This is a genomic window from Paraburkholderia sabiae (assembly GCF_030412785.1).
Classification (GTDB): domain Bacteria; phylum Pseudomonadota; class Gammaproteobacteria; order Burkholderiales; family Burkholderiaceae; genus Paraburkholderia; species Paraburkholderia sabiae.
In genome coordinates this window covers 1,554,756-1,577,257 of the sequence record NZ_CP125296.1, presented here as the reverse complement: position 1 = coordinate 1,577,257, position 22,502 = coordinate 1,554,756, and the positions used below count along the sequence as shown (strand labels likewise).

At 60.4% G+C, this 22,502-nt stretch carries 16 protein-coding genes and 1 pseudogene; 12 read left to right on the top strand and 5 right to left on the bottom strand.

The features are described from left to right. The first annotated feature begins 48 nt into the window (after positions 1-48). The 4 genes from QEN71_RS36510 (at position 49) to QEN71_RS36495 (ending at position 4,697) form a co-directional block, all read left to right on the top strand. A complete protein-coding gene (locus tag QEN71_RS36510; protein WP_201655192.1) occupies positions 49-1,077 on the top strand; it encodes a GlxA family transcriptional regulator in 1,029 nt (342 codons plus the stop codon). Positions 1,078-1,619: 542 nt separating this feature from the next. Beyond that, positions 1,620-2,594: a LysR substrate-binding domain-containing protein gene (locus QEN71_RS36505; RefSeq protein ID WP_201655195.1), complete on the top strand. Its 975-nt coding sequence runs from the start codon at positions 1,620-1,622 to the stop codon at positions 2,592-2,594. A 100-nt stretch (positions 2,595-2,694) separates the two neighbouring features. Beyond that, entirely contained in the window at positions 2,695-3,753 is a 1,059-nt protein-coding gene (locus tag QEN71_RS36500; RefSeq protein ID WP_201655198.1) for a proline racemase family protein, read from the top strand. An 11-nt stretch (positions 3,754-3,764) separates the two neighbouring features. After that, complete coding sequence (locus QEN71_RS36495) at positions 3,765-4,697, top strand: ornithine cyclodeaminase family protein (protein ID WP_201655201.1); 933 nt, start codon at positions 3,765-3,767, stop codon at positions 4,695-4,697. Between the two features lie 78 nt (positions 4,698-4,775). Here the strand turns inward: QEN71_RS36495 and QEN71_RS36490 are convergent. Together QEN71_RS36490 and QEN71_RS36485 are read right to left on the bottom strand one after the other, a co-directional pair. Next, positions 4,776-5,178 (bottom strand): annotated as a pseudogene (locus QEN71_RS36490) (hypothetical protein); the annotation flags it as partial. 228 nt (positions 5,179-5,406) lie between these two features. Then, positions 5,407-6,480: an NAD(P)/FAD-dependent oxidoreductase gene (locus tag QEN71_RS36485; RefSeq protein ID WP_201655204.1), complete on the bottom strand. Its 1,074-nt coding sequence runs from the start codon at positions 6,478-6,480 to the stop codon at positions 5,407-5,409. Between QEN71_RS36485 and QEN71_RS36480 the strand changes: the two genes are divergently transcribed. Continuing rightward, the gene (locus tag QEN71_RS36480; protein ID WP_290468261.1) at positions 6,445-8,016 is read left to right on the top strand and encodes an oxidoreductase; all 1,572 of its coding nucleotides are present in this window, start codon (positions 6,445-6,447) and stop codon (positions 8,014-8,016) included. The two genes, QEN71_RS36485 and QEN71_RS36480, sit on opposite strands and share 36 nt — an antisense overlap. 193 nt (positions 8,017-8,209) lie before the next feature. Continuing rightward, on the top strand, positions 8,210-9,271 hold the full coding sequence (locus tag QEN71_RS36475; RefSeq protein WP_201655207.1) for an ABC transporter substrate-binding protein: 1,062 nt from the start codon (positions 8,210-8,212) through the stop codon (positions 9,269-9,271). Positions 9,272-9,352: 81 nt separating this feature from the next. Here QEN71_RS36475 and QEN71_RS36470 read toward each other — a convergent pair whose 3' ends face one another. After that, entirely contained in the window at positions 9,353-10,123 is a 771-nt protein-coding gene (locus QEN71_RS36470; protein ID WP_201655210.1) for a pyrroline-5-carboxylate reductase, read from the bottom strand. Positions 10,124-10,388: 265 nt separating this feature from the next. Here QEN71_RS36470 and QEN71_RS36465 point away from each other — a divergent pair, with 265 nt between their 5' ends. Next, complete coding sequence (locus tag QEN71_RS36465) at positions 10,389-11,255, top strand: N-formylglutamate amidohydrolase (protein ID WP_201655213.1); 867 nt, start codon at positions 10,389-10,391, stop codon at positions 11,253-11,255. A 49-nt stretch (positions 11,256-11,304) separates the two neighbouring features. Here QEN71_RS36465 and QEN71_RS36460 read toward each other — a convergent pair whose 3' ends face one another. Both QEN71_RS36460 and QEN71_RS36455 read right to left on the bottom strand, forming a co-directional pair. Next, positions 11,305-12,315, bottom strand: a complete 1,011-nt coding sequence (locus QEN71_RS36460) for a LysR family transcriptional regulator (protein ID WP_201655216.1) — start codon at positions 12,313-12,315, stop codon at positions 11,305-11,307. A gap of 45 nt (positions 12,316-12,360) precedes the next feature. Then, positions 12,361-13,023, bottom strand: a complete 663-nt coding sequence (locus QEN71_RS36455) for a TetR family transcriptional regulator C-terminal domain-containing protein (RefSeq protein ID WP_201655219.1) — start codon at positions 13,021-13,023, stop codon at positions 12,361-12,363. Between the two features lie 554 nt (positions 13,024-13,577). Here QEN71_RS36455 and pruA point away from each other — a divergent pair. From pruA to putA, 5 genes are all read left to right on the top strand, one after another. Further along, positions 13,578-15,188, top strand: a complete 1,611-nt coding sequence (pruA, locus tag QEN71_RS36450) for an L-glutamate gamma-semialdehyde dehydrogenase (RefSeq protein WP_201655222.1) — start codon at positions 13,578-13,580, stop codon at positions 15,186-15,188. A gap of 31 nt (positions 15,189-15,219) precedes the next feature. After that, entirely contained in the window at positions 15,220-16,296 is a 1,077-nt protein-coding gene (locus QEN71_RS36445; protein WP_028368915.1) for an ABC transporter ATP-binding protein, read from the top strand. Positions 16,297-16,593: 297 nt separating this feature from the next. Next, entirely contained in the window at positions 16,594-17,826 is a 1,233-nt protein-coding gene (locus tag QEN71_RS36440; RefSeq protein ID WP_233471998.1) for an ABC transporter permease, read from the top strand. A gap of 4 nt (positions 17,827-17,830) precedes the next feature. Beyond that, complete coding sequence (locus tag QEN71_RS36435; RefSeq protein ID WP_201655228.1) at positions 17,831-18,667, top strand: ABC transporter permease; 837 nt, start codon at positions 17,831-17,833, stop codon at positions 18,665-18,667. A gap of 46 nt (positions 18,668-18,713) precedes the next feature. Continuing rightward, a complete protein-coding gene (putA, locus tag QEN71_RS36430; protein ID WP_233471999.1) occupies positions 18,714-22,481 on the top strand; it encodes a bifunctional proline dehydrogenase/L-glutamate gamma-semialdehyde dehydrogenase PutA in 3,768 nt (1,255 codons plus the stop codon). The last annotated feature ends 21 nt before the right edge of the window (positions 22,482-22,502 follow it).

Here is a 22,502-nt window from a genome sequence, read left to right as displayed (position 1 = left end):
AAAATTGTATGTTTCGGACAATCGGCGGCACGGCAAGGGAGGCGATAAATGCGGGGCGATTACTCTTTTCTGCGGCCGGGCAAGTCTGCGCCGGAGGTGGAGGCGCCGCTCAGAATCGGCATCGCGCCGACGCCGGACTTCACCCTGATGTCGCTTTCGTGCTTCGTCGAGTTTCTGCGACTGTCGGCCGATGAGGCGGATTTCAGCAGGCAAATCTACTGCTCATGGGATCTCCTGTCTCACGAGATGGCGCCCATCCGCTCGAGCTGCGGTTTCCCGATGCTGCCGACCAGACTCTTCGGCGACCCGACTGCCTATGACTACGTTGTGGTGCATGGCGGGTTGCTCCATAGTGCCGCGCCAATCCCCGACGAGCTCTACCGATTCGTACAATCCTGCGTGGAAGCGCGCGTCCCCGTCATCGGGCTATGCACCGGTCAATTCATTCTTGCCGAACTGGGATATCTGGCCGGAAAACGATGTGCTGTTCACTTCTCACTCGCGCATGCGATGCAGAGCAACTTTCCGGATGTCATCGCTGTGACGGACGCGCCTGTCGTCGTGGATGGTGGATTCATCACATGCCCCGGCGGTCTTGCGGCGATCAACCTTGCGATGCACCTGGTGACGACCAGCTGCGGTAATACGCGATCGCACAAGGCGCTTCACTATCTGATGGCCGACCGAGGATTCGAAGAAATTCAGGCCATGAAGGACGACTCGGAGATCGGTCTGCATTGCCCGGACCGGCGGGTCGTGAATGCAGTCGGGCTGATGAGGCAACGAACATTTGAGCCAGGCTCCATTGCCGGCATCGCGCAAGCGATCGGCACGACCGAGCGCGAGCTTACCCGCCTTTTCAGAAAGCATCTGCGTGTCGCCCCCCTTCAGTACTGGAGGGGCATGCGCCTGAACGCAGCGAAATGGATGGTGATAAACAGCGATCGGTCGATTACGCAGATCGCGTACGAGTGCGGCTTTACAGACAGCTCGCATCTCATACATTGGTTCAAACGCGAATTCAACGTCACGCCCTCGAAGCTGAGAAGACTTCAGTCAGACTTTGGCGTCCACTAAGCCGGCTTTGTCGCGCGAGCGCTTGCACATGCATCGGCATGGGCAGTCCTGCTGTTGCTGGCGATCATCGCCCACGTCAGCATCCGCAAGGTTGCGTCGTCGGCGTATCGCGCATGGCGCCCAGTGTCCGCGGCAGACACGGAGGTGTCCTCACGCCTCGACCGGATGTCGGCGAGACTGAGAAAACTGTCCTCCCGCAGGCAAGCGGTCAATCGTCTGCTGGGGGCGAACTGAGCCAAGAGCGTCAGCCAGATGTCGGCCAGAAGGAGAGCTTTATTTAATGCGTCGCCATGACATTGAACCGGCTGAACCGGCTGCTCCACTCGCAAGCGGCCACTCGATCGCCCTCAGCCGACGTCGTGACATTGACCAAAGCAGTCTTCCTGGCTATCCGCTCACAGGGTTTGCTGCAGTCTGACTCAGGCGCTGCTACTTGAAGACGGTCCGTTGGGATACGAGAATAGCGTCGTTGTCTCACGTGATCTCGGGCAAGTCCTTGCTTCGGACTCTGTCCCGATCCCTTCAGTCCGGTCGACATAATCATGGCGCCTCAATTCGAAATCAGCGAAACCCTGGTCGGCGCACTTTCGCTGCGCGCCATCAAGTCATTTCTCGCGGCCGCAAAGTTCAGCAGTTTTACGGGGGCTGCCAATGCACTCAGCGTGACCCCCGCAGCCGTCAGCAAGCAGGTTCGGGAGCTTGAGGACTACCTCGGGACGGCGCTGTTTGTTCGCTCGGGCAGAACCGTCGCACTGACGGCCGATGGCGAGATGTTCAAGGATGCCGCCCAGCTTTCGCTGATCAATATTCATCAGGCCGCCGAACGCCTGCGCAAGAGAATTCCCGCCAGGCAGACCCTGATCGTGTGCTGTTCGCCGGCGTTTTCGGCGCTGTGGCTCCATAGGCGGCTGCCCGAATTCCTTCAGGACGCGCCGGATATCGAACTCACCGTACTGGCCACGCAGAATTTCATCTCGATGGAAGCAGGCGTGCAGCCGGACGTGTACATCGCGAAACTGGCCAGCTTGCGCGAGGGATACGACAGTGAGCACCTGTTCGACGACGAGGTCTATCCGGTTTGCACTCCGCAGTATCTGCAGCGACATGGCCCGATCTCGGCACCCGAAGGGTTGCTCGACATGTCGTTGCTGGATCTCAGCGCCTACGGTCGCTCGCAGATTTCCGAGCATATCGACTGGAAGGTCTGGCTGGCGCTGCATGACGTGGATACCAGCTGGCGCGCCGATATCCCGCGGCAGCTATTCACCAGCAACGACTATCCGGCCATCGTGCAGCTGGCCCTCGCGCATCAGGGCGTGACCCTGGGCTGGCATCATCTCGTCGGGCATCTGGTCGACAGCGGCGACCTCGTGCGTCCGCTGCCGCACAAGACCATCATGAGGAATCGCGGCCATTACCTCTCCGTGCGTAGAGACAAGGCGGACGCCAGCGTGTGCAAGCGATTCTGCCAGTGGATCAGGCAGCAACTCGCCGTGCAATCGTCAACCAAAAGTTGAAGGAATACCGTAGGAAATGTCGCTTACGTTTGCGGCGAAACCGGCATAGATTTCTCTTCACGCCGCACAGGGGCGGCGGTACGTGAAAGGAAATCAGCACATGGGTTTCAAGCGAAGCATCCATGCGGTGGAGACCCATTCGGGTATTCCCATGCGCGTCGTGACGGGCGGCATCCCGCATATTCCCGGCGACACCGTCCAGGCCAAGATGAAATGGCTGGAGGCCAATGACGACGGACTGCGCAAGCTGCTGCTGCGCGAACCGCGCGGCTACCCGGCCCACTGTTGCAACATCGTCGTGCCGCCCTGTCACCCAGAGGCGGACGCCGGTTACATCATTCTGGAGCAGGTCGAATACCCGATGATGTCGGGCGGCAACACCATCTCCGTGGCCACCGTGCTGCTGGAAATGGGCATGCTGCCGATGCGGGAGCCGGTGACTGAGCTGACGCTGGAAGCGCCGGCCGGCCTTATCCGCATCACTGCCGAGTGCAAGGACGGCAAGGTCAAGAGCGTGAAGTTCAGGAACGTACCGGCGTTTGCCGCGCATCTGGATGCCGTCATCGACGTGCCGCATCTGGGCAAGGTGCGCGTGGATGTCGGCTGGGGCGGCATGTTCTACGCGATTGCCGACGTGCGCCAGTTTCCGGGACTCGAACTGAAGCCCGAACATGGCAAGGAGATCGCGCGGGTCTCGGCCATGATCCGGCAGGCCGCCATCGAGCAGTTGCCAGTTGCGCACCCCGATTATCCGGGCGTTGGCATCACGATTTCCCAGCTCTCCGGCCCTACAGACGACCCGCGGGCTGACTGGAAGAACGCGGTCACTATGCCCACCGGTCCGCTCTCGTGGGACGATCCGGCCACCTGGACGGGCGCGATCGACCGTTGCCCCTGCGGAACCGGCACCTGCGCCAAGATGGCCGTGTTGCACGCCAAGGGCGAGCTGCCACTGAACGAGGATTTCCGGCACCAGGGCATCCTGGGTACGGTCTTTACTGGCCGCCTGGAGAAGACGACCCGCATCGGCGAGCGAGCGGCCGTGGTGCCGACGCTGGCCGGCACCAGCTGGATCCATGGTTTTCACACCATCGTGCTGGATCACGATGACCCCTTTCCCGAGGGGTACACCCTTGGGGACATCTGGCCAAAACAGTAGGGGCGGTACGTATGCAGATCATTTCCGCGCAACAGATCCAGTCGGTACTCGACTGGTGCGGCGTTCTCGACGCGTTGCACCGCGGGCACGCGGGTACCCGGCCGAGCGGCGGCGGCTACTTCATCGGGGATTCGAGCTTCGGCCTGTTCAGCCGGGGTGTGATCCTGCCGGGCAGGGGTGCCGGGGTCAAGATCGCGTCGATCCATCCGGCCAATGGCGCTGCCGTCCCGCCGCTGCCGTCGGAGCAGGCCGCATTTCTGGTCCTGGACGAGCGCACCAAGGGGCTCGTCGCGATGCTGGACGGCCCCGAAATCACGCGATGGAAAACCGCCGCCGATTCCGCGCTAGCGGCCCGCATGCTGTGCAGCGAGCACAGTGAGGTCCTGCTCGTGCTGGGCGCGGGCCCGGTTGCGCGGTCTTTGACGGACGCATATCTGCACATCCGGCCCTCCATCCGAGAGGTGTTGTTATGGAATCGCACACCGTCGAGGCTGGAAGCCGCGCGCTCGGCGCTCGACGCAAGAAACATCCGTGTCAGCATTGTCGAGGACCTCGATGCCGCGGTCGCCCGCGCAGACATCATCACGGCCGCCACCAGCGCATCCACACCCGTGATCCGGGGCGAGTGCATTCGCCCCGGTACCCACGTCGATCTGGTGGGCGGATACCGAGCCGACATGCAGGAGGCCGATTGCGATGTGTTCCGTGGTGCGCGGATCTTCGTGGACGACCGCCAGAATGCCGTTCAGTCGGGGGATATTCAGAACCCGCTAAAAGCGGGCGTGATTCGGGAGAGTGATATCGAAGGCGATCTGTTCGATCTGTGCCGGATGCCGACGTTCCATCGTTCGGCCGGGGACCGCACGGTTTATAAGAATGCAGGCGGTGCGCACCTGGATCTGATCGTCAGCCAGTATGTGGTCGAGCAATTGAAATCACGCTAATCAGCAGGTTCTAGTGTGTTGCATCGACCGGTTGAATCCACCGTCGGCTTCGGTCCGTCGCCGTTCGGATACGGGTTAGAGTCCCGGTGGGTGTGGTTGTAGCGCATTGCCTTTTTGTGCGTCGTCGACCAGCATGATACGAAGCGCCTTTTGCACGATTGTCGCTTCAACATGGCGCAGCAGGATCGCCGCGCCGGTCGATCACGAACAGCCGGTCTTCAACCAGATTGCGCTCGTCGACGGCAGGGAAGCGCTCGACGAAATCCCAGTAGTGAAACCAGCTGACGCAGAAACGATATCCGGCCATGACGTTTGCGCGCATCAGTGCGAAAACATCCGTACAGATGCCGACAAGCGTCGCGGACGTCAGCAGATCGACAAAGCCCGAGAATGCGGCCAACGTGAAGTTCGGCAAGAGCACGATATCGAAGCGCAGGGGAGGTGAGGAGGATGTGTTGAAATCAGAAATGCCGTTCAAGATTGCACTGGCCGCGCGGAGCGCATTGATAGGGATTGCGCGCACTAGCGTATTGATAGTGCGCAACTGCGCACATTCGCGAGAAGGCAACTAATGCGAATATCCGGCCGCTGTTTCCGACAGGTTTTTTCCTTTGGTTTCGAGTCGCCCGATCAATGGCGGCTGGAGTGACGCGGCATGAGTCTCTCGCGGATGGGCGCTACGAGACGTAGACCGTCAAAAGCGCCCACGCTAACGCATCAGCAGTGACATCGAGTTGCTCAACTGCGTCGCCAGCGACTTTTCCCAAGCAGTTGAGGTGTTGGCGCGGCAAAGTTTCTCTTCCCAGGCAAAGGTCGACATGATGGCCTTCGACGTCAGCCAACGGATCGGTTCGGGTTCCCATGAGCGAAGGACCGCTCGCGGCGAAGTCCGATCGAAAACCCATGGCATCTGCGTCCGGTCCGTCTCCTGTCCCAGGATAAGATCGGCGAGCGTCCGCGCGAACAGATGAGACGGTCCAACACCTTGACCGCCGTATCCGCCGGCCATGCCGATGCCCGCGGACCTGTCGAAGACGACGTGCGGGGCGAAGCCTCGTGCCATGCCGAGCGATCCTCCCCAACCGTGGGTGATCCGTACTCCCTTGAGCATTGGGAAGAGGTCGTGGAGAAGTTCCTCGCGCAACCGGAATTCGGGCGCGCTGAGGTTGAATTCGCTGCGGGGCTTTCCTCCGAAAACATAACCGCCACGTGCGCCAAAAATCATCCGGCCATCGCGCGAGCGTTGTCCATAACTGATCATTCTGCTGCCGTCGCAAAACGCCGGTCGCTTCGCTAGCCCGATCTCGTCCCACTTCTCGTCGCTCAGAGGTTCCGTGGCAATGATGAGACTCTGAACGGGGATAACGTACCGTCCAAAGTTGGGAACCGTAGTGGAGTAGCCCTCCATCGCGGGCACAACGAAATTTGCCCTGACCGACCCGGATGCCGTCTTCACCAGACCTGGACTGATCGACGTAACTCTGCTCTGCTCGTAGATCTCCACGCCCTGACGTTCGACAGCGTTTGCGAGACCGCGCACCATTTTCGCGGGATTGATCGTTGCGCAATGGCGCTTGAAAATGCCGCCATATCCGTCTCTCAGATGCACCATGTCGGCAAGCGATCGCTTGTCGAGCCAGTAGCAATCCTCCTCCGTGTGACCCGCGGCATACAGCTGCTTGAGGACATCGCGTTGGCGCTGGATCTGCTCGGGGAATCGTGCGGCGCCATAGATGACGCCGCCTTTATGAAAGTCCGCGTCGATCGACTCGTCGGCGAGCACCTGCCCTACGGGCATCTGATGGACCAGTTCTGGTCGCCGCTGACGAATACACTCGAAGCACCCTATGGCGGATCCCTCGAAAATCGCATGCGCTTTTCATTTGACGTGCTGCGCGCCATCCGCGAGCGCGTGGGCGAGCGTTTTCTGGTTGGCATCCGATATGTCGCGGACGAGACGTTAGCTGGAGGAATTTCGGCGGAAGAGGGCGTCGAAATCTCGAAGCGCCTGAAGAATAGCGGGCTCGTGGACTTCCTGAACGTTATCCGTGGTCACGTCGACACGGATTCCGGTCTCGCAGACATGATTCCACTCATGGGCATGAAGAGCGCGGCGCACCTCGAATTCGCGGGTGAGATTCGCAAGACGACTGACTTCCCCACGTTCCACGCGGGTCGGATTCAGGACGTGGCGACGGCACGCTATGCCATCGAAGCCGGTAAGGTCGACATGGTTGGGATGACACGCGCTCATATGGCAGACCCGCATATCGTCCGCAAGATCATCGAGCGACGGGAAGAGGAAATTCGTCCGTGCGTCGGCGCTACTTACTGTCTCGATCGGATCTATCAAGGTGGTGCTGCCTTTTGCATCCACAACGCTGCGACGGGTCGCGAAGAGACCATGCCGCACATCATCAGGATGGCTGGGAAGAAGCGCAAGATTGTGATCGTCGGGGCGGGGCCGGGGGGACTCGAAGCAGCTCGGATCGCCGGCGAACGTGGGCACGATGTGCGGGTGTTCGAGGCCATGCATGTTCCGGGCGGCCAAATCCGTCTTACGGCACAGAACCCGCGACGCAAGGAGATGATTGGCATCGTTGACTGGAGAATGTCGCAATGCGAACGGCTCGGTGTTAACTTCTCGTTCAATACATGGGCCGACGTCGATACGGTCACCGCAGAGAACCCGGATGTCGTGATCGTCGCGACGGGGGGTATGCCAGACACCGAGGTGCTGTCGGAAGGAAACGAGCACGTCGTGTCATCGTGGGACATCATTTCTGGCGATGTGAAGCCGGGCAAGAACGTACTCATCTTCGACGACGCGGGAGATCACGCGGCGCTCCAGGCAGCGGAGACCATCGCGCAAACGGGAGCGAAGGTCGAGATCGTGACGCCGGACCGCGCGTTTGCGCCGGAAGTGATGGGGATGAACCTGGTTCCCTACATGCGTGCGCTGCAGAAGCTCGACGCAACGTTCACGGTGACCTATCGCCTGGAGTCGGTTCGACGTGACGGGACTGAACTCGTGGCGACCTTCGGTAGCGACTATGGCGGTGTGCACAAGGAGAAGCGCTACGATCAGGTGGTCGTGAATCACGGCATAGTTCCGATGGACGAGTTGTACTTTGAATTGCGTCCTCTCTCCACGAACGGTGGCGAAGTCAATTACGAACAGCTTCTGGAAGGCAAGCCGCAAACCGTCGAGCGCAACCCGGGCGGAAGGTTCAAGCTTTTCAGAATTGGCGACGCCGTCTCTTCGCGCAACACACATGCGGCGATCTATGACGCGCTGCGGATCATGAAAGATATTTGACCACGCAGAACGATACATTCGTCTGCCGTAGCCAACTCATAACGGCGTTCAATCCTCAACATAAGTTCTTCTCAAGCATTTCGGCCGATGACGGCATCGCCGCTAGTCTGCATGCAGTCTCGCCGGTTTTCGCGCTGGAGCATTAGCGATGGTGACTGATGGCGACTTTGGTCCACCATCTATGGAGTTGAAGATGAAGCCCGTTGTAAAGTTGGGATTGCTCGCGGCGTCTGTGTTTAGCGTTTCGGCGATGGCGTCACAGATCACCTTTGTTTCCTGGGGTGGTAACTACCAGGATGCACAGGAAAAGACTGCCGCGAAGCCCTTTATGTCGAAAGCCGGTATTCAGGTCAGAAGCGATTCATACAACGGCGGAATCGCACAGATTCGCAGTCAGGTGCAAACGAACAACGTGTCATGGGATGTCGTCGACATGCAACTCGCCGACATCACGCGAGCGTGCGACGAAGGTCTGCTCGAGAAGATCAATCCTGCCAGTCTGGTTCCCGCGCCCAACGGCACGCCGGCGAAGAATGACTATGTCGCCAACGGCGTCTCCGAATGCATGGCAGGCAATATCGCGTGGTCGTCACTGATCACTTACAACAAGGACAAGTTCAAGGGATCCGAGCCCGCGAAAGTCGCCGACTTCTTCGATCTGAAGAAGTACCCGGGCAAACGCGGGCTGCGCAAGTCGCCTGAGGGAGCGCTGGAGTGGGCGCTCCTCGCGGACGGCGTTGCTCCAGCGGACGTGTATAAAGTTTTGGGCACACCTGCCGGAGTGGATCGGGCTTTCCGAAAGCTCAATACGATCAAGTCGTCGATCGTCTGGTGGGAGACCGGTTCCCAGCCCGCTCAGTTACTCGCCGACGGCGAGGTGACGATGTCCAGCGCGTACAACGGCCGGATCTACGCGGCGATGATGCAGGACAAAAAGCCGTTCGCGTTCATCTGGGATGGTCAGGTCAAGTACATCGAGGGCTACGCCATCGTGAAGGGAACGAAAAACCTGCAAGCAGCCCAGGACTTCGTCAAGTTCGCCACTGAACCGGCCGTGCTCGCCAGGCTGGCGCCCCTGACGGCAAACGGTCCGGTCAGAAGCTCTGCAGTCGCGATGGTCGATCCGAAGGTGCTGCCCTATCTTCCCACTGCACCAGTTAACCAGAAGGGTGCCGTCGATTCTGACGTAGCATTCTGGGCGGACCACGCCGACGATCTCAATCAGAAGTTCGCGGTGTGGTTAGGGCAGAAGTAACTCGGCGTGGTCGTTAAAAGAACGTTCGCTTGCCTGCTCAACCGGGTCGCAAGCGAACGTTCAATCTACGGTGAGAGCGGTCTAATGAAAGCCCTTCAGCCACTCCAGCACACCGTCGAGTGCGCGCGGGTAGAGATCGAATGCGCTGGCAGACGACAGTTCGACGAGCACCTTTTCGTTCATGCCGCCCGGCGTGATCGAGTGCTTGATAAGTTCAGGAAACGAATAGTCCGTGTGTTCGGCGCGGTGCGCCATTCCTGCACAGTATGAGGACAGGAACGTGCGCGCTTTTTCAGGTGGCAGACCCTTGCCGATGAGCCAGTCCGCCTGACTTTGCATGAATGCAAAATAGCTGGCCATTGTCGCAGTGGCGGTATGCAGGCAGTCGAACTGATCTTCGCTTTCCACCTCGACGGCCGTTCCCACGCTGGAAAATAGCAGGCGCGCAACGTCGTCAGGTGGATAGACCGCCGTCGTGCCAATGCCCTGTTCGACGGCTGGCAAAGGAACCGCGCGGGTGATCGCAACTGCGTCAGGGATCAGCTTCGACAGCTCGTCCGTCCGTAAGCCGGGAATGAAGCTCATGACCCTGTGCGTCGGAGCGAAAGTAAGTTCACGAATGACGGCGCGCGCTATCGTAGGAAGAACCGCGAGGCAGACCACGTCCGAGGTGTCTAGCACCTGCTGATTTGATTCGCAAACGCGCACCTTCGGATGCAGCGCCGCGAGGTCGTTCGCGATCCGGGCTGTCCTGTTGGACAGAGCGATAGCTTCGACTTCCGCTTCCATCTTTAGAAGTCCGGTCACGATCGCACGGGTGATGCCGCCGGTACCAACAAAGCCAAGCCTCATTTTGGACTACCTCCTCACTGGGTCTGTTTGTTCGACGGAACAGTCCTCGATGTTCCGGAATACTTCCCGCCAGAACCGTCGAGTCGATCCCGCTGAGAAGTGGAGTATCCGCTGCAGAGTTGCTGGTGCCGAAGCTCATGAGGCGCGCTTATATATAGGGCAAGCAGTGCTTGGAGTCCCGTTGTCCCCGCGCAGGCGAGCTATGTTGTTCGTGGCTTCGTATATGCGTCTGGAAGCGCTAACGCCAGATCAGGAAGGGGGAACTATGGAATGCAAAGGCGCGGTCTTCCGCGGTAAGTCAGCGGTGATGGTGGTGACGCCTCACACCGGGACGGTGGTTCCTTCGGACCTCCTTGTTCATCCCGCGTGGGAAGCCGTCGCGGGCAGACTTTCGGACCCGGGCGGGAAGATCCTCGCGACGACTGCGCGCGAAAGCGAGATTACGAGCATATCCGCGACGCTTCACCCGTGCGTAATCGATCTGAACGTGGCGGCGAACAACACCGCGTTGTCTGAGCGATTGAACCGCCTGGGACTTTGTCGTACGCACACGTCACGAGGGGAAGCGCTCTATTTGCCCGGATTGGAGCCCCGCGACGCGGATGTGCAATGTCGGATCGAAGAGTACTGGAAGCCGTTCCATGCGGCGGTTCTGGAGGAATTGATCCGGCTACGCAGCATACACAACCACGTTCTGGTGCTGGTACCGCATGCTGGCGCGTGGTTATCTCCGTATCGGGATCAGATGGAGGCCGCCGACTGCAATTTCAGCACCAATCATGGAGCATCCAGCGAGAGGCTCATTGTGAGCGCGATCACCCAGGCGTCGCAGGCGCTGGACCGTTCGTGGGTGGTGAATGGAAAGATGATCGATACGTTCGCGGCCCAGCGCTATGGCCGGCCGGAGCGCGGTGTTCACGTGATCGAACTGGAGGTTGGCGGTCGCTGGCGGCGGGCAATAGAGGCTGCGACGGGAGACTCGGGCGACTCGGGTGACTCGGGTGACGAGGCCCGACCTGATACGGATATGGCGAAAATTCTGTGCGCTGCCGAGCAGGCAGTTGAGAGCCTTCCCGCAACGAGCGTCGCCGGCGACCTGATGCGGGAGCTTCGTGACTCTTGTCTGGAATAAGGGTTGCTGAAGACCCGCGGTCGCTTTCAATCAGGAAGCCGACGTCGATTTACTCTTCTTCGGAAACGAAAATATCCTCCGGTCGCAGCGCGAGCGCCTTGGCGATGTCTCGCGAGACCTGCCTTTCGAAGGATCGCTTCAGCAGATCATAAAGATCGGCCGGCAGATGTCCCAATTCATTCTCGCGATGTGCAAGGAAGAACGATCTGCTCAGAGGTTGATACGGGCGTCCCTGCCGGGAAAAGGCGGTCAGTGGCACGACGCGGATTTCGGGGAGATAGTGGCGGGACTGCCAGAGACACAAGGGCGTCGTGAGCGCGAATCCCAGCCCTGCGGCAACCAGACTCAGCATGGGATCCGTCGCGTCGAATTCGCACGTGCGATCGATGTCTTCGCCGTGTGACGCCAGATAAGCATCGACATGCTGGCCGATGACGGAGCGCGAGCTATAGCGGATGAACTGCAGATGACGGCTCAACTCGGCAAGGGTCGTGAGCCGGTCGATTTCAAAGCTCCTGGGCAAGACGGCGACGTACGGCTCCGTAAAAAGCTTTTGCCGCTTGATTCCGGCAGCGTTTGAGAAGCTGGTCGTCGTGACTGCCATGTCGACCTGTCTGGCCTCCAGTTGTGCGTCCAGTGTGGGTGTGATGCCCGACCACAACCGGATCTGGTGCGAGGTGCCGGACAGTGCACGGATGATGATGGGGCCGATGGTTGCGGCGAACGAGTCGACACAGCCAAGGCGCACGACGACGCGCTTTGCGCGAGTGACATTCCGAACGCTCTCGACCATCTGGTCCGCGCCCTGCAGGAGGACAGTCGCGTGTTCGAACAGACGTTGCCCGGCGGCCGTTGGGCGCGCCGGTCGGGTGGCGCGATCGAGAAGACTCGTGTCCAGTATCGATTCCAGAGCCTTGATGCGCAGAGAAACGCCCGCCTGCGAGATGGCGAGCCGGCTGGCGGCGTCAGAGATGGACCCGGCTTCGACAACGGCTACCCAGCTCGCGAGGAGCCCCCAATCCGGGAATTGCTCGGGAACGCTCTCTTTCGTAGTCGTCATGATGTTCGCCTGCCAGAAGTTTTTCGTCGGGTACACGCACGGCGTTCAGTGATTCGTGCCTGAGTGGCACAACATGCTCGCCTTCCATCCGCGATTGGTCGCATGGTCGATGACAGCGTGGAATACACCGAGAACTTCACTGATGCTCATGGTCGCGGCCACCCGGTGTTCGATCCACAATCCGTGCACCAGCGCCATCGCTTGCATCGCGTAGATGGTGGCCATCATCTGGTCGCAGCCGGCTTTGCGCAGATCCCAGATGAAGTTGGAGCGCAGCCGTCTCGAGAACGCGGTGCAAAGCCGCTGTACGTCCTTGTCGTAGGCCGATGAACTCCACATGTGAGGCCATACGTTCGCAGCACCCGGACTCATCACTTCGTCGCTGAAGCACATGTCGGCGGTGAACTTCATGCGTTCGACAGGATCGACGATGCCTCGACGTCCTGCCGTGAGCTGTTCCCGCACTCTTCGAATCAGGTAGACAAACGTCTTGTAGACGAGATTGCTCTTGTTCTCGAAGTGATGATGGACGAGCCCCACGGAAACGCCCGCGTGCTCGCTGACCTTTCTGATCGTGAGGTGTTCGAGCCCGACGTGGCCCACAACCTCGAGCGTCGAGTCGATCAACCGGTAACGCATCCCTTCGTACTGACTCGGGTCGTCCTTCCGGCTCTCGATCTCGGTGCCTCCTGGCTTCTGCGCTTGCATATCCCGCGTCCACAGGTGATTGAACGAAGTGTCGCGCGTGGTCTGAACATTTGTTCATTTGATCGTGACTGCTGCATCCTGACCGTACGCGCCGATCTGTTGAACAATTGTTCACGAAAAAAAGCCGGATTCAAGTAAGTAAAAACCCTGAAATCAATCAGGCTCGCCCTGAAAAATAAGCTGGGAAGCGGCTTTGAAAATGTTTTTTGATCAGTGTTAATGCGGATATATAGTCGCTGTGACACGACATATCCTGAACAAACGTTCAAACATGTGTGTCCGTTCACGAGGGGTCTGACCTGACTCAGTGAGGGGGTGACTGAACCGACGATCAGTTTCAATCGTCGTGGCGGCGCGCGTGATGCTCGATGTTTTTCATAACGACGGGCGAAAACAAAACATAACCATCGATTGAGCAGTAAGCCGGATTTCCTTTGAGGACTACGCTGGGCAGTGAGGTAAAGCGTCGAGGGATCAGATGGCCGACAGCTGATCGCGGTCAGCCCGGCACTTCCCGCAGTCCGTCCAAATCGTTTTTTTGTTAAGGAGTTAGCGTGATTTCAGGCCCACAATTTCCGTTGCCGGCGAATGAAACCGAAGTGAGCTTCCGGCCCGGCACTGCTGCCGCGGCAGAGCTTGCGAAAGCGCTGGAGCAGCGCGACGTAGTCGACATTCCGACGGTGATCGGCGGGAAGCGCTACTTCTCGAACGACACCGTCGAAGTGCGCGCCCCGCACGACACCCAGCGTGTGCTTGCGCGCATTCATCGTCCGACCGAAAGCCAGATCGCCGAAGCGATCAAGAGCTCGGCTTCCGTTGCGAAGGACTGGGCCAGCCTGACGCACGCCAGCCGCGCTACGATTCTCCATCGGGCCGCGGACATCGTGGCGACCCGTTCGCGTATGCGGATCAACGCTGCGACGATGCTCGGCCAAAGCAAGACGATCGATCAGGCCGAGCCCGACAGCGCGTGCGAACTGATCGATTTCCTGCGCTTCAACGCCTACAACGCTCAACGCGTGTATGCCGAGCAGCCGATGTCGGTGCCCACGGCTGTCAATCGCGCCGACTGGCGCCCGCTGGAAGGCTTTGTGTATGCCGTATCGCCGTTCAACTTCACGGCGATCGGTGGCAACCTGACGACGGCCCCGGCCATCATGGGCAATACGGTTCTCTGGAAGCCGTCGGAGAAGTCGGCGCTCGCGAACTGGATTTTCTACGAAGCACTGGAAGAAGCCGGCCTTCCGCCGGGCGTCATCAATTTCGTTCCCGGCGATGCCGAACTGACCACGCGTGTTGCACTGTCTTCGCCGGACCTGGCAGGCATCCACTTCACGGGTTCGTCAGCCGTGTTCCAGTCGCTGTGGAAAGGCGTTGCGTCGAAGGTCGACAGCTTCCGCACCATTCCGCGACTCGTCGGCGAGACGGGCGGCAAGGACTTCGTTCTGGCTCATCCGTCGGCCAATGCATCGGAAGTCGCCATCGCATTGATCCGCGGCGCGTTCGAGTATCAAGGCCAGAAGTGCAGCGCCGCGTCACGTGCCTATATTCCGCGCAACCTCTGGGCAGCCGTGAGCCAGGAAATGCGTGACCGTCTCGCGCAACTGAAGGTCGGCGATGTCGCGCAGTCGGACACGTTCATGGGCGCGGTGATCTCGCAGGCGTCGCATCAGAAACTGACGCGGGTGCTGGCGGCGGCGCGCGAAGATTCGGGCGTCAAGGTCGTGTCGGGCGGAAAGACGTGGTCGGACCCGGGTTATTTCGTCGAGCCGACGGTACTGGAAGTGAGCGACCCGCATCACGCGTTGTTGAAGGAAGAACTCTTCGGCCCCGTCCTTTCGGTCTTCGTGTACGACGACGCGAACTGGGAAGAGACGCTGCAACTGATCGATTCGACGAGCCCCTATGCATTGACGGGTTCGATCTTCTGCACCGATCGCTTCGCGCTGCATCGCGCAGAAGCAGCGTTGATCAACGCAGCAGGCAACCTCTATCTGAACGACAAGCCCACGGGTGCCATGATCGGTCAGCAACCGTTCGGCGGCGGTCGCGCCAGCGGCACAAACGACAAGGCAGGTTCCTACCTCAATCTGCTGCGTTGGGCGTCCCCGCGCGTGGTGAAGGAAACGTATCTGCCCCCGCGCGACTGGCAGTTCGGCGCTTAACCCTGATTCCGGCTTCTCCTGAGGAAATGTCATGTCCACCATTGTCTCTTTCAAGAATGTCCAGAAAACCTACGACGGCGAAACGCTCGTCGTCAAAAATCTCAACCTCGAAATTCAGGAGGGTGAGTTCCTGACGATGCTCGGGCCGTCGGGCTCTGGAAAGACGACGTGTCTCATGATGCTTGCGGGTTTCGAAACCGCAACGCATGGTGAAATCCTGCTTCAGGGGAGGCCGATCAACCGTATTCCGCCGGAGCGCCGCAACATCGGCATGGTGTTCCAGAGCTACGCGCTTTTCCCTCACAAGTCGGTTGCCGAGAATCTTGCGTTCCCGCTCAAGGTGCGGAAAGTACCGAAGGACGAGATTGCGAGAAAGGTAAAGCGCGCGCTCAACATGGTGAACATGGAAAAGTTCGCCAATCGCATGCCTGCACAGCTTTCGGGCGGGCAACAGCAACGTATTGCGGTCGCGCGTGCGCTCGTGTTCGAACCGGCGCTGGTGCTGATGGACGAGCCGCTTGGCGCGCTCGACAAACAGCTTCGCGAGCAGATGCAGTACGAGATCAAGCAGATTCACGAGCAAAGCGGCTTGACGGTCGTTTATGTGACGCACGACCAGGGGGAGGCGATGACGATGTCCGACCGGATCGCCGTGTTCAACAACGGCATCATCCAGCAGCTCGCGCCGCCTCCTGCACTCTATGAAAACCCTGAGAACGCGTTTGTCGCGCGATTCATCGGCGAGAGCAATGAATTGCTTGGAACCGTATCGTCGGTCGACAGGGAGCGGTGCACCGTCAAGCTGGAAAGCGGACAGAACATCCACGCGTATGCTGGCCCGAGCGTGCGCGGAACCGGCTCGGCCAGCATCTCATTGCGGCCGGAGCGGGTGACGGTCGGGGATCTGGCGAAGAACTGTGACAACGTGTTCCAGGGTGGCGTCAAGGATCTCATCTACTACGGCGATCACCTTCGCGTCGTCATGCAGGTATGCGGCAGAAATGACTTCATCGTGAAGCTGCCGAACAACGGCGTCGCGCGTCAGCTGCGCATTGGCGACTCGGTGCACGTCGGCTGGATGGCCGAATGCTGCCGCGCATTGCAGTGACAGGTTGAATGCCGCGTAGCGAATCTCACTGACGGACGCGGAAGCAAAACAAAAAGTTAGTAGAACTAGTGGAGACAAAATCCCGGTCAACGTAACCCGGGAGGATAGAGGCGCACGAAGCTTCAATCGCACGCCTGTGTCGCACTTCCACCCTGAAAGATTGCATCGGATGGCGAATGCACTTCCATCCGGATCGAAAGTTTGGTGTCGAATTGACGAGGAGGACGCGGCGCTAGCCGCTGGACGACGATGATACTTCCCCACGATATGACCGTGCCCGCGGACCAGTCACCGCAAATGACTGTGAACGACTCGAAGAGCCTCAAGGCAAAGCTCCGTAGCGCGGAGCGCACCGAGCGCGTGAAGGCTTTCATGCTGGTCGCGCCGCTGCTGATCTTCCTCCTTGTCACGTTCCTTGTTCCCATCGGAAGCCTGCTGATGAAGAGCTTCAGGGACCCGACGCTCTCGCAGGAAATGCCGCACGCTTCCGTGTTGCTTCGCGAATGGGATCCGAGCGGTGGCAAGCTGCCGGGTGAGCAGGTGTACGACGCGTTTGCGCGCGATCTCATCGCGGCAAAAGGGAGCGAGGGCGTCAGCCGGATTGCCTCGCGTCTGAACTACGACGAGGCGGGCATGCGAAGCCTGCTGATGAAGACGGCGCGTCGTCTGGGCGATGAAGGCACGGGGACGTGGCATGAACGTCTCACGGGAATCGACGCGCGGTGGAATGACATCGCCGCGTGGTCCACGCTCAAGTACGCTTCGTCGCCGTGGACCCTCGGCTACTACCTGAAAGCATTCGACTTCAAGCGCGACACGCATGGCGCGATCGTGCGCCAGGGCGAAGGCGAGCGGCTCTACGTCAGCGTTTTCATTCGCACGGCATGGGTGAGCATTGCGGTCAGTGCGCTCTGTCTGCTGTTCGGATATCCCGTCGCGTTCTTTCTCGCCAACATTCCGGCGCGTTACAGCAACCTGTTCATGATCATGGTGCTGTTGCCTTTCTGGACCTCGATCCTGGTTCGCACGACCGCGTGGGTCGTCGTGCTGCAAACCAACGGCGTGATCAATGACGTGCTCAAGCATCTCGGCTTGACCGATCACGGCTTGCCGCTGATCTACAACCGTTTCGGCGTGCTGGTTGCAATGACGCACATTCTTCTGCCGTACGCGATTTTGTCGCTCTATTCGGTGATGAAGGGCGTGCCGAACATCTACATGAAGGCGGCGCGCTCGCTCGGCGCAGGTCCGATCCGCTCGTTCTTTCAGGCGTATTTCCCGCAGACGCTTCCCGGCGTGGGCGCGGCTGGGATGCTGACATTCATTCTCGCCGTCGGCTACTACATCACGCCCGCGATCGTCGGCGGCCCGGACGATCAGCTGGCCAGCTACTACATCGCGAATCACGTCAACAACACGTTGAACTGGGGTCTCGCGAGTGCGCTTGCGTCGATCCTGCTCGGCGGCGTGCTGCTGATCTACGGCGTATTCGTCCGCATGACCGGCGGTGCCGGCGTCAAACTGGGGTGATCAAATGTTGAGTTTTCCCGCTTATGTGACGATCTGGGGACGCCTGGGACGCTGGGCTCACGTAGTCCTGTCGGTCGCCGTACTCGTGTTCCTGATTTCCCCGATCCTGGTGGTGATGCCGCTGTCGTTCAACTCGCAGCCGTATTTCACCTACCCGATGCCCGGCGTGAGCCTGCGCTGGTATCAGGATTTCCTCAACAGCCCCGAATGGATGCTGGCGTTGAAAAATACGCTGATCGTGGGCGTCGTCTCGACGCTGCTCGCGACCACGCTCGGCGTGATGGCTTCTCTCGGATTGACGCATCCGCGCCTGAAGGGAAGGGCGCTCATCACGGGCATTCTCGTTTCGCCGATGATCGTCCCGTTGATCATCACAGCCGTGGGCGTCTACTTTGCCTTCAGCCCCTTCGGTCTGGTCAACAGTCTGACGGGTCTGATTCTCGCGCACGCCGCGCTCGGTGTTCCCTTCGTCGTGGTCACGGTCACGGCGACGCTGGCGGGCTTCAACGAAACGCTGTCCCGTGCCGGCCGCAGTCTGGGCGCGTCGCCGATGCGCGTTTTCATGCAGGTGAAGCTGCCCATCATCGCGCCGGGTGTGATCTCGGGCGCGCTGTTCGCGTTCGCCACTTCGTTCGATGAAATCGTCGTCGCGCTGTTCCTGACGGGCACCGATCAACGGACCGTGCCCCGGCAAATGTGGGCAGGCATCCGCGAACAGCTCAGTCCGACGATTCTGGCCGTCGCGAGTGTGCTCGTCGTCATCTCGACGTTGCTGCTCGTCACGCTGGAACTTCTGCGGCGCAGAACCGAACGTCTGCGCGGAACGGCCAACCAGTTCTGATCAGTCAATCGATCAACCAATCAGGTATTCACCAGGTAACCTCATCATGCTGTCGGAAATCCAAACGATGCAAAGCAGCTCGGCAGATCTTCACACGCTGCGTCAGCGCATTCGCGACGCCTCGTCGCTCCCCGAGGATGTCGTCGTGCGTGGGTTGATGGACGAAGCGCGCATGGACGCGCCGACGCTCGCGAGAGCGCAGGATCTCGCCGCGCGGCTCGCGCAGGGCGTACGTGATGCACGCATCAACGCGGGCGGTGTCGATCTGCTTACGCAGGAGTTCTCGCTCGACAGTCGCGAGGGCATCGCGCTGATGTGTCTCGCCGAGGCGATGCTGCGGATTCCCGACACGGAGACGCGCAACCAGCTGATCCGGGACAAGATCGTCGATGCAGACTGGCGCGCGCATATCGGCAAATCGCCGTCGCTGTTTGTCAACGCGACAGCATGGGGGCTGCTTTTCACGGGGAAGCTTCTCAAGCAGCCGGATGAGAACGCGCTCGCGGAAGCGTTGTCGCGCGTCGTTCGCAAGGGTGGAGAGGCCGTGGTGCGCGCGGGTGTTGCCTACGCGATGCGGATGCTCGGCAAGCAGTTCGTTACCGGCCAGACGATTGAAGAGGCGATCGGCGTGGCCAGGGGACGAGAGTCGGGCGGATACCGGTACACCTACGACATGCTCGGCGAAGCAGCGCTGACGGATGAGGATGCGCAGGCCTATTTCGAGTCGTACCGCCATGCAATCGAAGCGATCGGTAAGGAAGCGAAGGGTCAAGGGCCGATTGATGGACCCGGCGTTTCCGTCAAGATATCGGGCCTGCATCCGCGATACGAGCTGGCGCAACGCGACAGGGTACTGAGCGAGATGTATCCGCGCCTGTTGCAACTCGCGCAGACGGCGAAGAAGTACGGCATCGGCTTTCACCTCGATCAGGAGGAGTCGGCGCGCTTCGACCTGACGCTGGAGATGCTCGAGCGTCTCTGCGCCGAGCCGAGCCTGAAAGGTTGGAACGGTATCGGCATTTCGTTGCAGGCGTACCAGAAGCGCGGCAGGGCCGTGGCGGACTGGATCATCGCGCTCGCTCGCGCTAACGGACGGAGGATCAATATCCGTCTCGTCAAGGGCGCGTACTGGGATACGGAAATCAAGCTCGCACAGGATGCGGGCGCCGTCGGCTATCCCGTCTTTACGCGGAAAGTGCATTCGGACGTCAGCTACATCGCATGCGCGAAGGCGCTGCTCAACGCACCGGACGCGATTTTCCCGCAGTTTGCTTCGCACAACGCGTTTACAGTCGCGGCGGTGCACACTCTGGCGGGTGACAAGGCTTACGAGTTCCAGTGTCTGCACGGCATGGGCGAGACCGTATATGACCAGGTCGTCGGCGCCACGAAACTGAATCGTCCGTGCCGCATCTATGCGCCCGTCGGGCCGCACGCGACCTTGCTTGCCTATCTTGTCCGTCGCCTGCTGGAGAACGGTGCGAATTCTTCGTTCGTCAATCAGATCGTCGATCCCGCCGTCAGTATTGCCGACATCGTCGAAGATCCCGTCGCGAAAGCTGCGCGAACGGGCGGTGCGCCACATGCCGGGATCGCGTCGCCACGCAACCTGCTGCCGGGACGTCTCAATGCGGTGTCGCTGAGCTTTGCCGGTGCGCCGGAATTCGAGCGTGCAGTGGCGGATATCCGTCAGAACCGGGTGAACGCGTATTCGCTGATTGCGGGTTCGGCAGATGCAAAGTCCGAATCGACGACCGTGGTGTATAGCGCGAGCAATCTCGTCGAGGCGATCGGAAGTTTCGCCAGCTGCAAGATGGACAGTGTGGCTGGCGCGCTGGACGCCGCGGCGCAGGCGATGGCGGCATGGGGCGGCAGAACGGCGGCCGATCGCTCAGACGTTCTGGAGCGGGTCGCCAGCGATCTGGAAACGCATGCGGCAAGACTCGGCGCGCTGCTATCGCTCGAAAATGGCGCCACGCTGTCGGAAGCTGCCGAGGAGGTCCGCACGGCCGTCAATCTGTGCCGGTTGTACGCGTTCCAGGTGAAAACCGACAAGGCGCTTGCCGACGCGCTGCCGCTAGGAACCGTCATCAGCGTGACGCCTTCGGCGAGTCCGCTGAGCACGTTCGTCGGGCAAGTATCGGCCGCCCTCGCTGCAGGCAACGCTGTGATTGCAAAGCCGTCGTCGGACGCGTCACTGATCGCGTTCGAAGCGACAAGAGTCTTCCACGGCGCCGGCGTGCCTCAAGACGTGCTTCAGCTTGCATTGGGCAACGGCGCGACGATGGCGAAAGCGCTCGTTTCGGATCAACGCGTCGCCGCTGTTCTTTTTGCGGGGTCGCGCGAGATCGCACGTGCAATCGCCGTACAACTCGCTGCTGCCGAACGACCGGCAAAACTGATCGCCACCTATGGCTCCGTCAACTCGATGATCGTCGACAGTTCGGCGTTGCCGGAGCAGGTCATCTCGGACGCGATCGTTTCCGCGTTCACATCGGCGGGTCAGGGTGCGTCGTCGCTACGCATTCTGTGTCTGCAGGACTCGACGGCAGACAAGGTGCTGCGCATGCTCAACGGCATGCTGAGCGAACGCAACACGGACGATCCGCTGAGCAGCGCAACGGATGTCGGGCCGGTAGCTACCCGCAAGGCGCGCGATGCCGCCGAGACATACATCGAGCAACTGAAACGTCGCGGTTTTGGGATCAGCCGTGGCAAGCTGGGCGCGGGATGCGGGAACGGCAACTTCGTTGCGCCGACGATCGCCGATATCGGCGACGTCGGATCGCTTGCGGCAATTGACCCGTCGGTGACAGGACCGATTCTGCATGTCGTGCGGTACGAAACGGGCAACATGGAAGCTCTGATCAGGGCGTTGAACGCGCTTGGCAGTGGTGTCCAGGGGTTGCACACGCGTATCAACGAGACAGCGGGCAATCTCCTTTCGTTCTCGGAGGCCAGCAGTATCTGCATCAACCGGGCGATGCACGCCGCGTTCCCCGGCATGCAACCGGCAGGCGGAAACGGTGTGTCCGGCACGGGATCGATGGTCGCGGGTCCGTTGACGCTGATCGGCCTGACGCGTTCTTCCGCCGGCACATACGCAGCGGACACGGGACCGTTCGCGCCGTCCCGGACGGCCGTGAGCGAAAAGTATCTCGAGTTTCCGGTTGCTTCCGCAGAAGGGCGTCTTGTCGGCCGGATGACGGCTCAGGCTCAAGCCAGCGCCAGCTACCGGCAGCGCGTCGAGGCGATCGCGAACACGTCTGCCGCACGACGCCTGGATCCTGGCGCACAGGCGCGGCTCGGTCGGTGTAAAGCGGAAGTTCTGCGACTTGCAGAGCGCTTCCGTCCATTGAGCTTGCCGGCTCTGACGGGTGAGGAGAACACCGTCGAGTTGCTGCCTCGCGGACAGGTTTTATGTGCAGCGCACTCCGTCGAATCGCTACTGGTTCAGGCAACAGCAGCTTGTGCGTTCGGTAACGACGTGCTGCTGCTGAAGTCCTCCGTAGCCGATGAAATTGCAGCTGCGCTCCGCACCGGTTGTCGTGTCGTCGATTCTGCCGATGCGGCTCGGGTGCTCGATGGCGAGGTGCCCGGCGTTCGCCCGAACGTGGTTCTGGTGACATCGGAGCAGCGCGGCGTCGGCAATCTGCGTCGGATGGCGGCATCACGAATGATCGACGTGGCGGTAACGCGCGATGACGGCACCTACGACTGGACGCAACTGGTCCGCGAACGCGTCACGACCGTCAACGCGAGCGCAGCGGGCGGCAATACGCAGCTGATGGTGATGAGCGAGGACGCTGTCTAGGCGAAGACGAAGGCAAAGGTG

Bases quoted from the DNA above. Each gene is read 5' to 3' on its own strand.
- QEN71_RS36510 (WP_201655192.1), top strand. From the start codon at position 49: ATGCGGGGCGATTACTCTTTTCTGCGGCCGGGCAAGTCTGCGCCGGAG.
- QEN71_RS36495 (WP_201655201.1), top strand. From the start codon at position 3,765: ATGCAGATCATTTCCGCGCAACAGATCCAGTCGGTACTCGACTGGTGC.
- QEN71_RS36465 (WP_201655213.1), top strand. From the start codon at position 10,389: ATGGAATGCAAAGGCGCGGTCTTCCGCGGTAAGTCAGCGGTGATGGTG.
- QEN71_RS36440 (WP_233471998.1), top strand. From the start codon at position 16,594: ATGACTGTGAACGACTCGAAGAGCCTCAAGGCAAAGCTCCGTAGCGCG.
- QEN71_RS36480 (WP_290468261.1), top strand. From the start codon at position 6,445: ATGAAAGTCCGCGTCGATCGACTCGTCGGCGAGCACCTGCCCTACGGG.
- QEN71_RS36435 (WP_201655228.1), top strand. From the start codon at position 17,831: ATGTTGAGTTTTCCCGCTTATGTGACGATCTGGGGACGCCTGGGACGC.
- QEN71_RS36470 (WP_201655210.1), bottom strand. From the start codon at position 10,123: ATGAGGCTTGGCTTTGTTGGTACCGGCGGCATCACCCGTGCGATCGTG.
- QEN71_RS36505 (WP_201655195.1), top strand. From the start codon at position 1,620: ATGGCGCCTCAATTCGAAATCAGCGAAACCCTGGTCGGCGCACTTTCG.
- putA (WP_233471999.1), top strand. From the start codon at position 18,714: ATGCTGTCGGAAATCCAAACGATGCAAAGCAGCTCGGCAGATCTTCAC.
- QEN71_RS36445 (WP_028368915.1), top strand. From the start codon at position 15,220: ATGTCCACCATTGTCTCTTTCAAGAATGTCCAGAAAACCTACGACGGC.
- QEN71_RS36455 (WP_201655219.1), bottom strand. From the start codon at position 13,023: ATGCAAGCGCAGAAGCCAGGAGGCACCGAGATCGAGAGCCGGAAGGAC.
- QEN71_RS36460 (WP_201655216.1), bottom strand. From the start codon at position 12,315: ATGACGACTACGAAAGAGAGCGTTCCCGAGCAATTCCCGGATTGGGGG.
- QEN71_RS36500 (WP_201655198.1), top strand. From the start codon at position 2,695: ATGGGTTTCAAGCGAAGCATCCATGCGGTGGAGACCCATTCGGGTATT.
- QEN71_RS36475 (WP_201655207.1), top strand. From the start codon at position 8,210: ATGAAGCCCGTTGTAAAGTTGGGATTGCTCGCGGCGTCTGTGTTTAGC.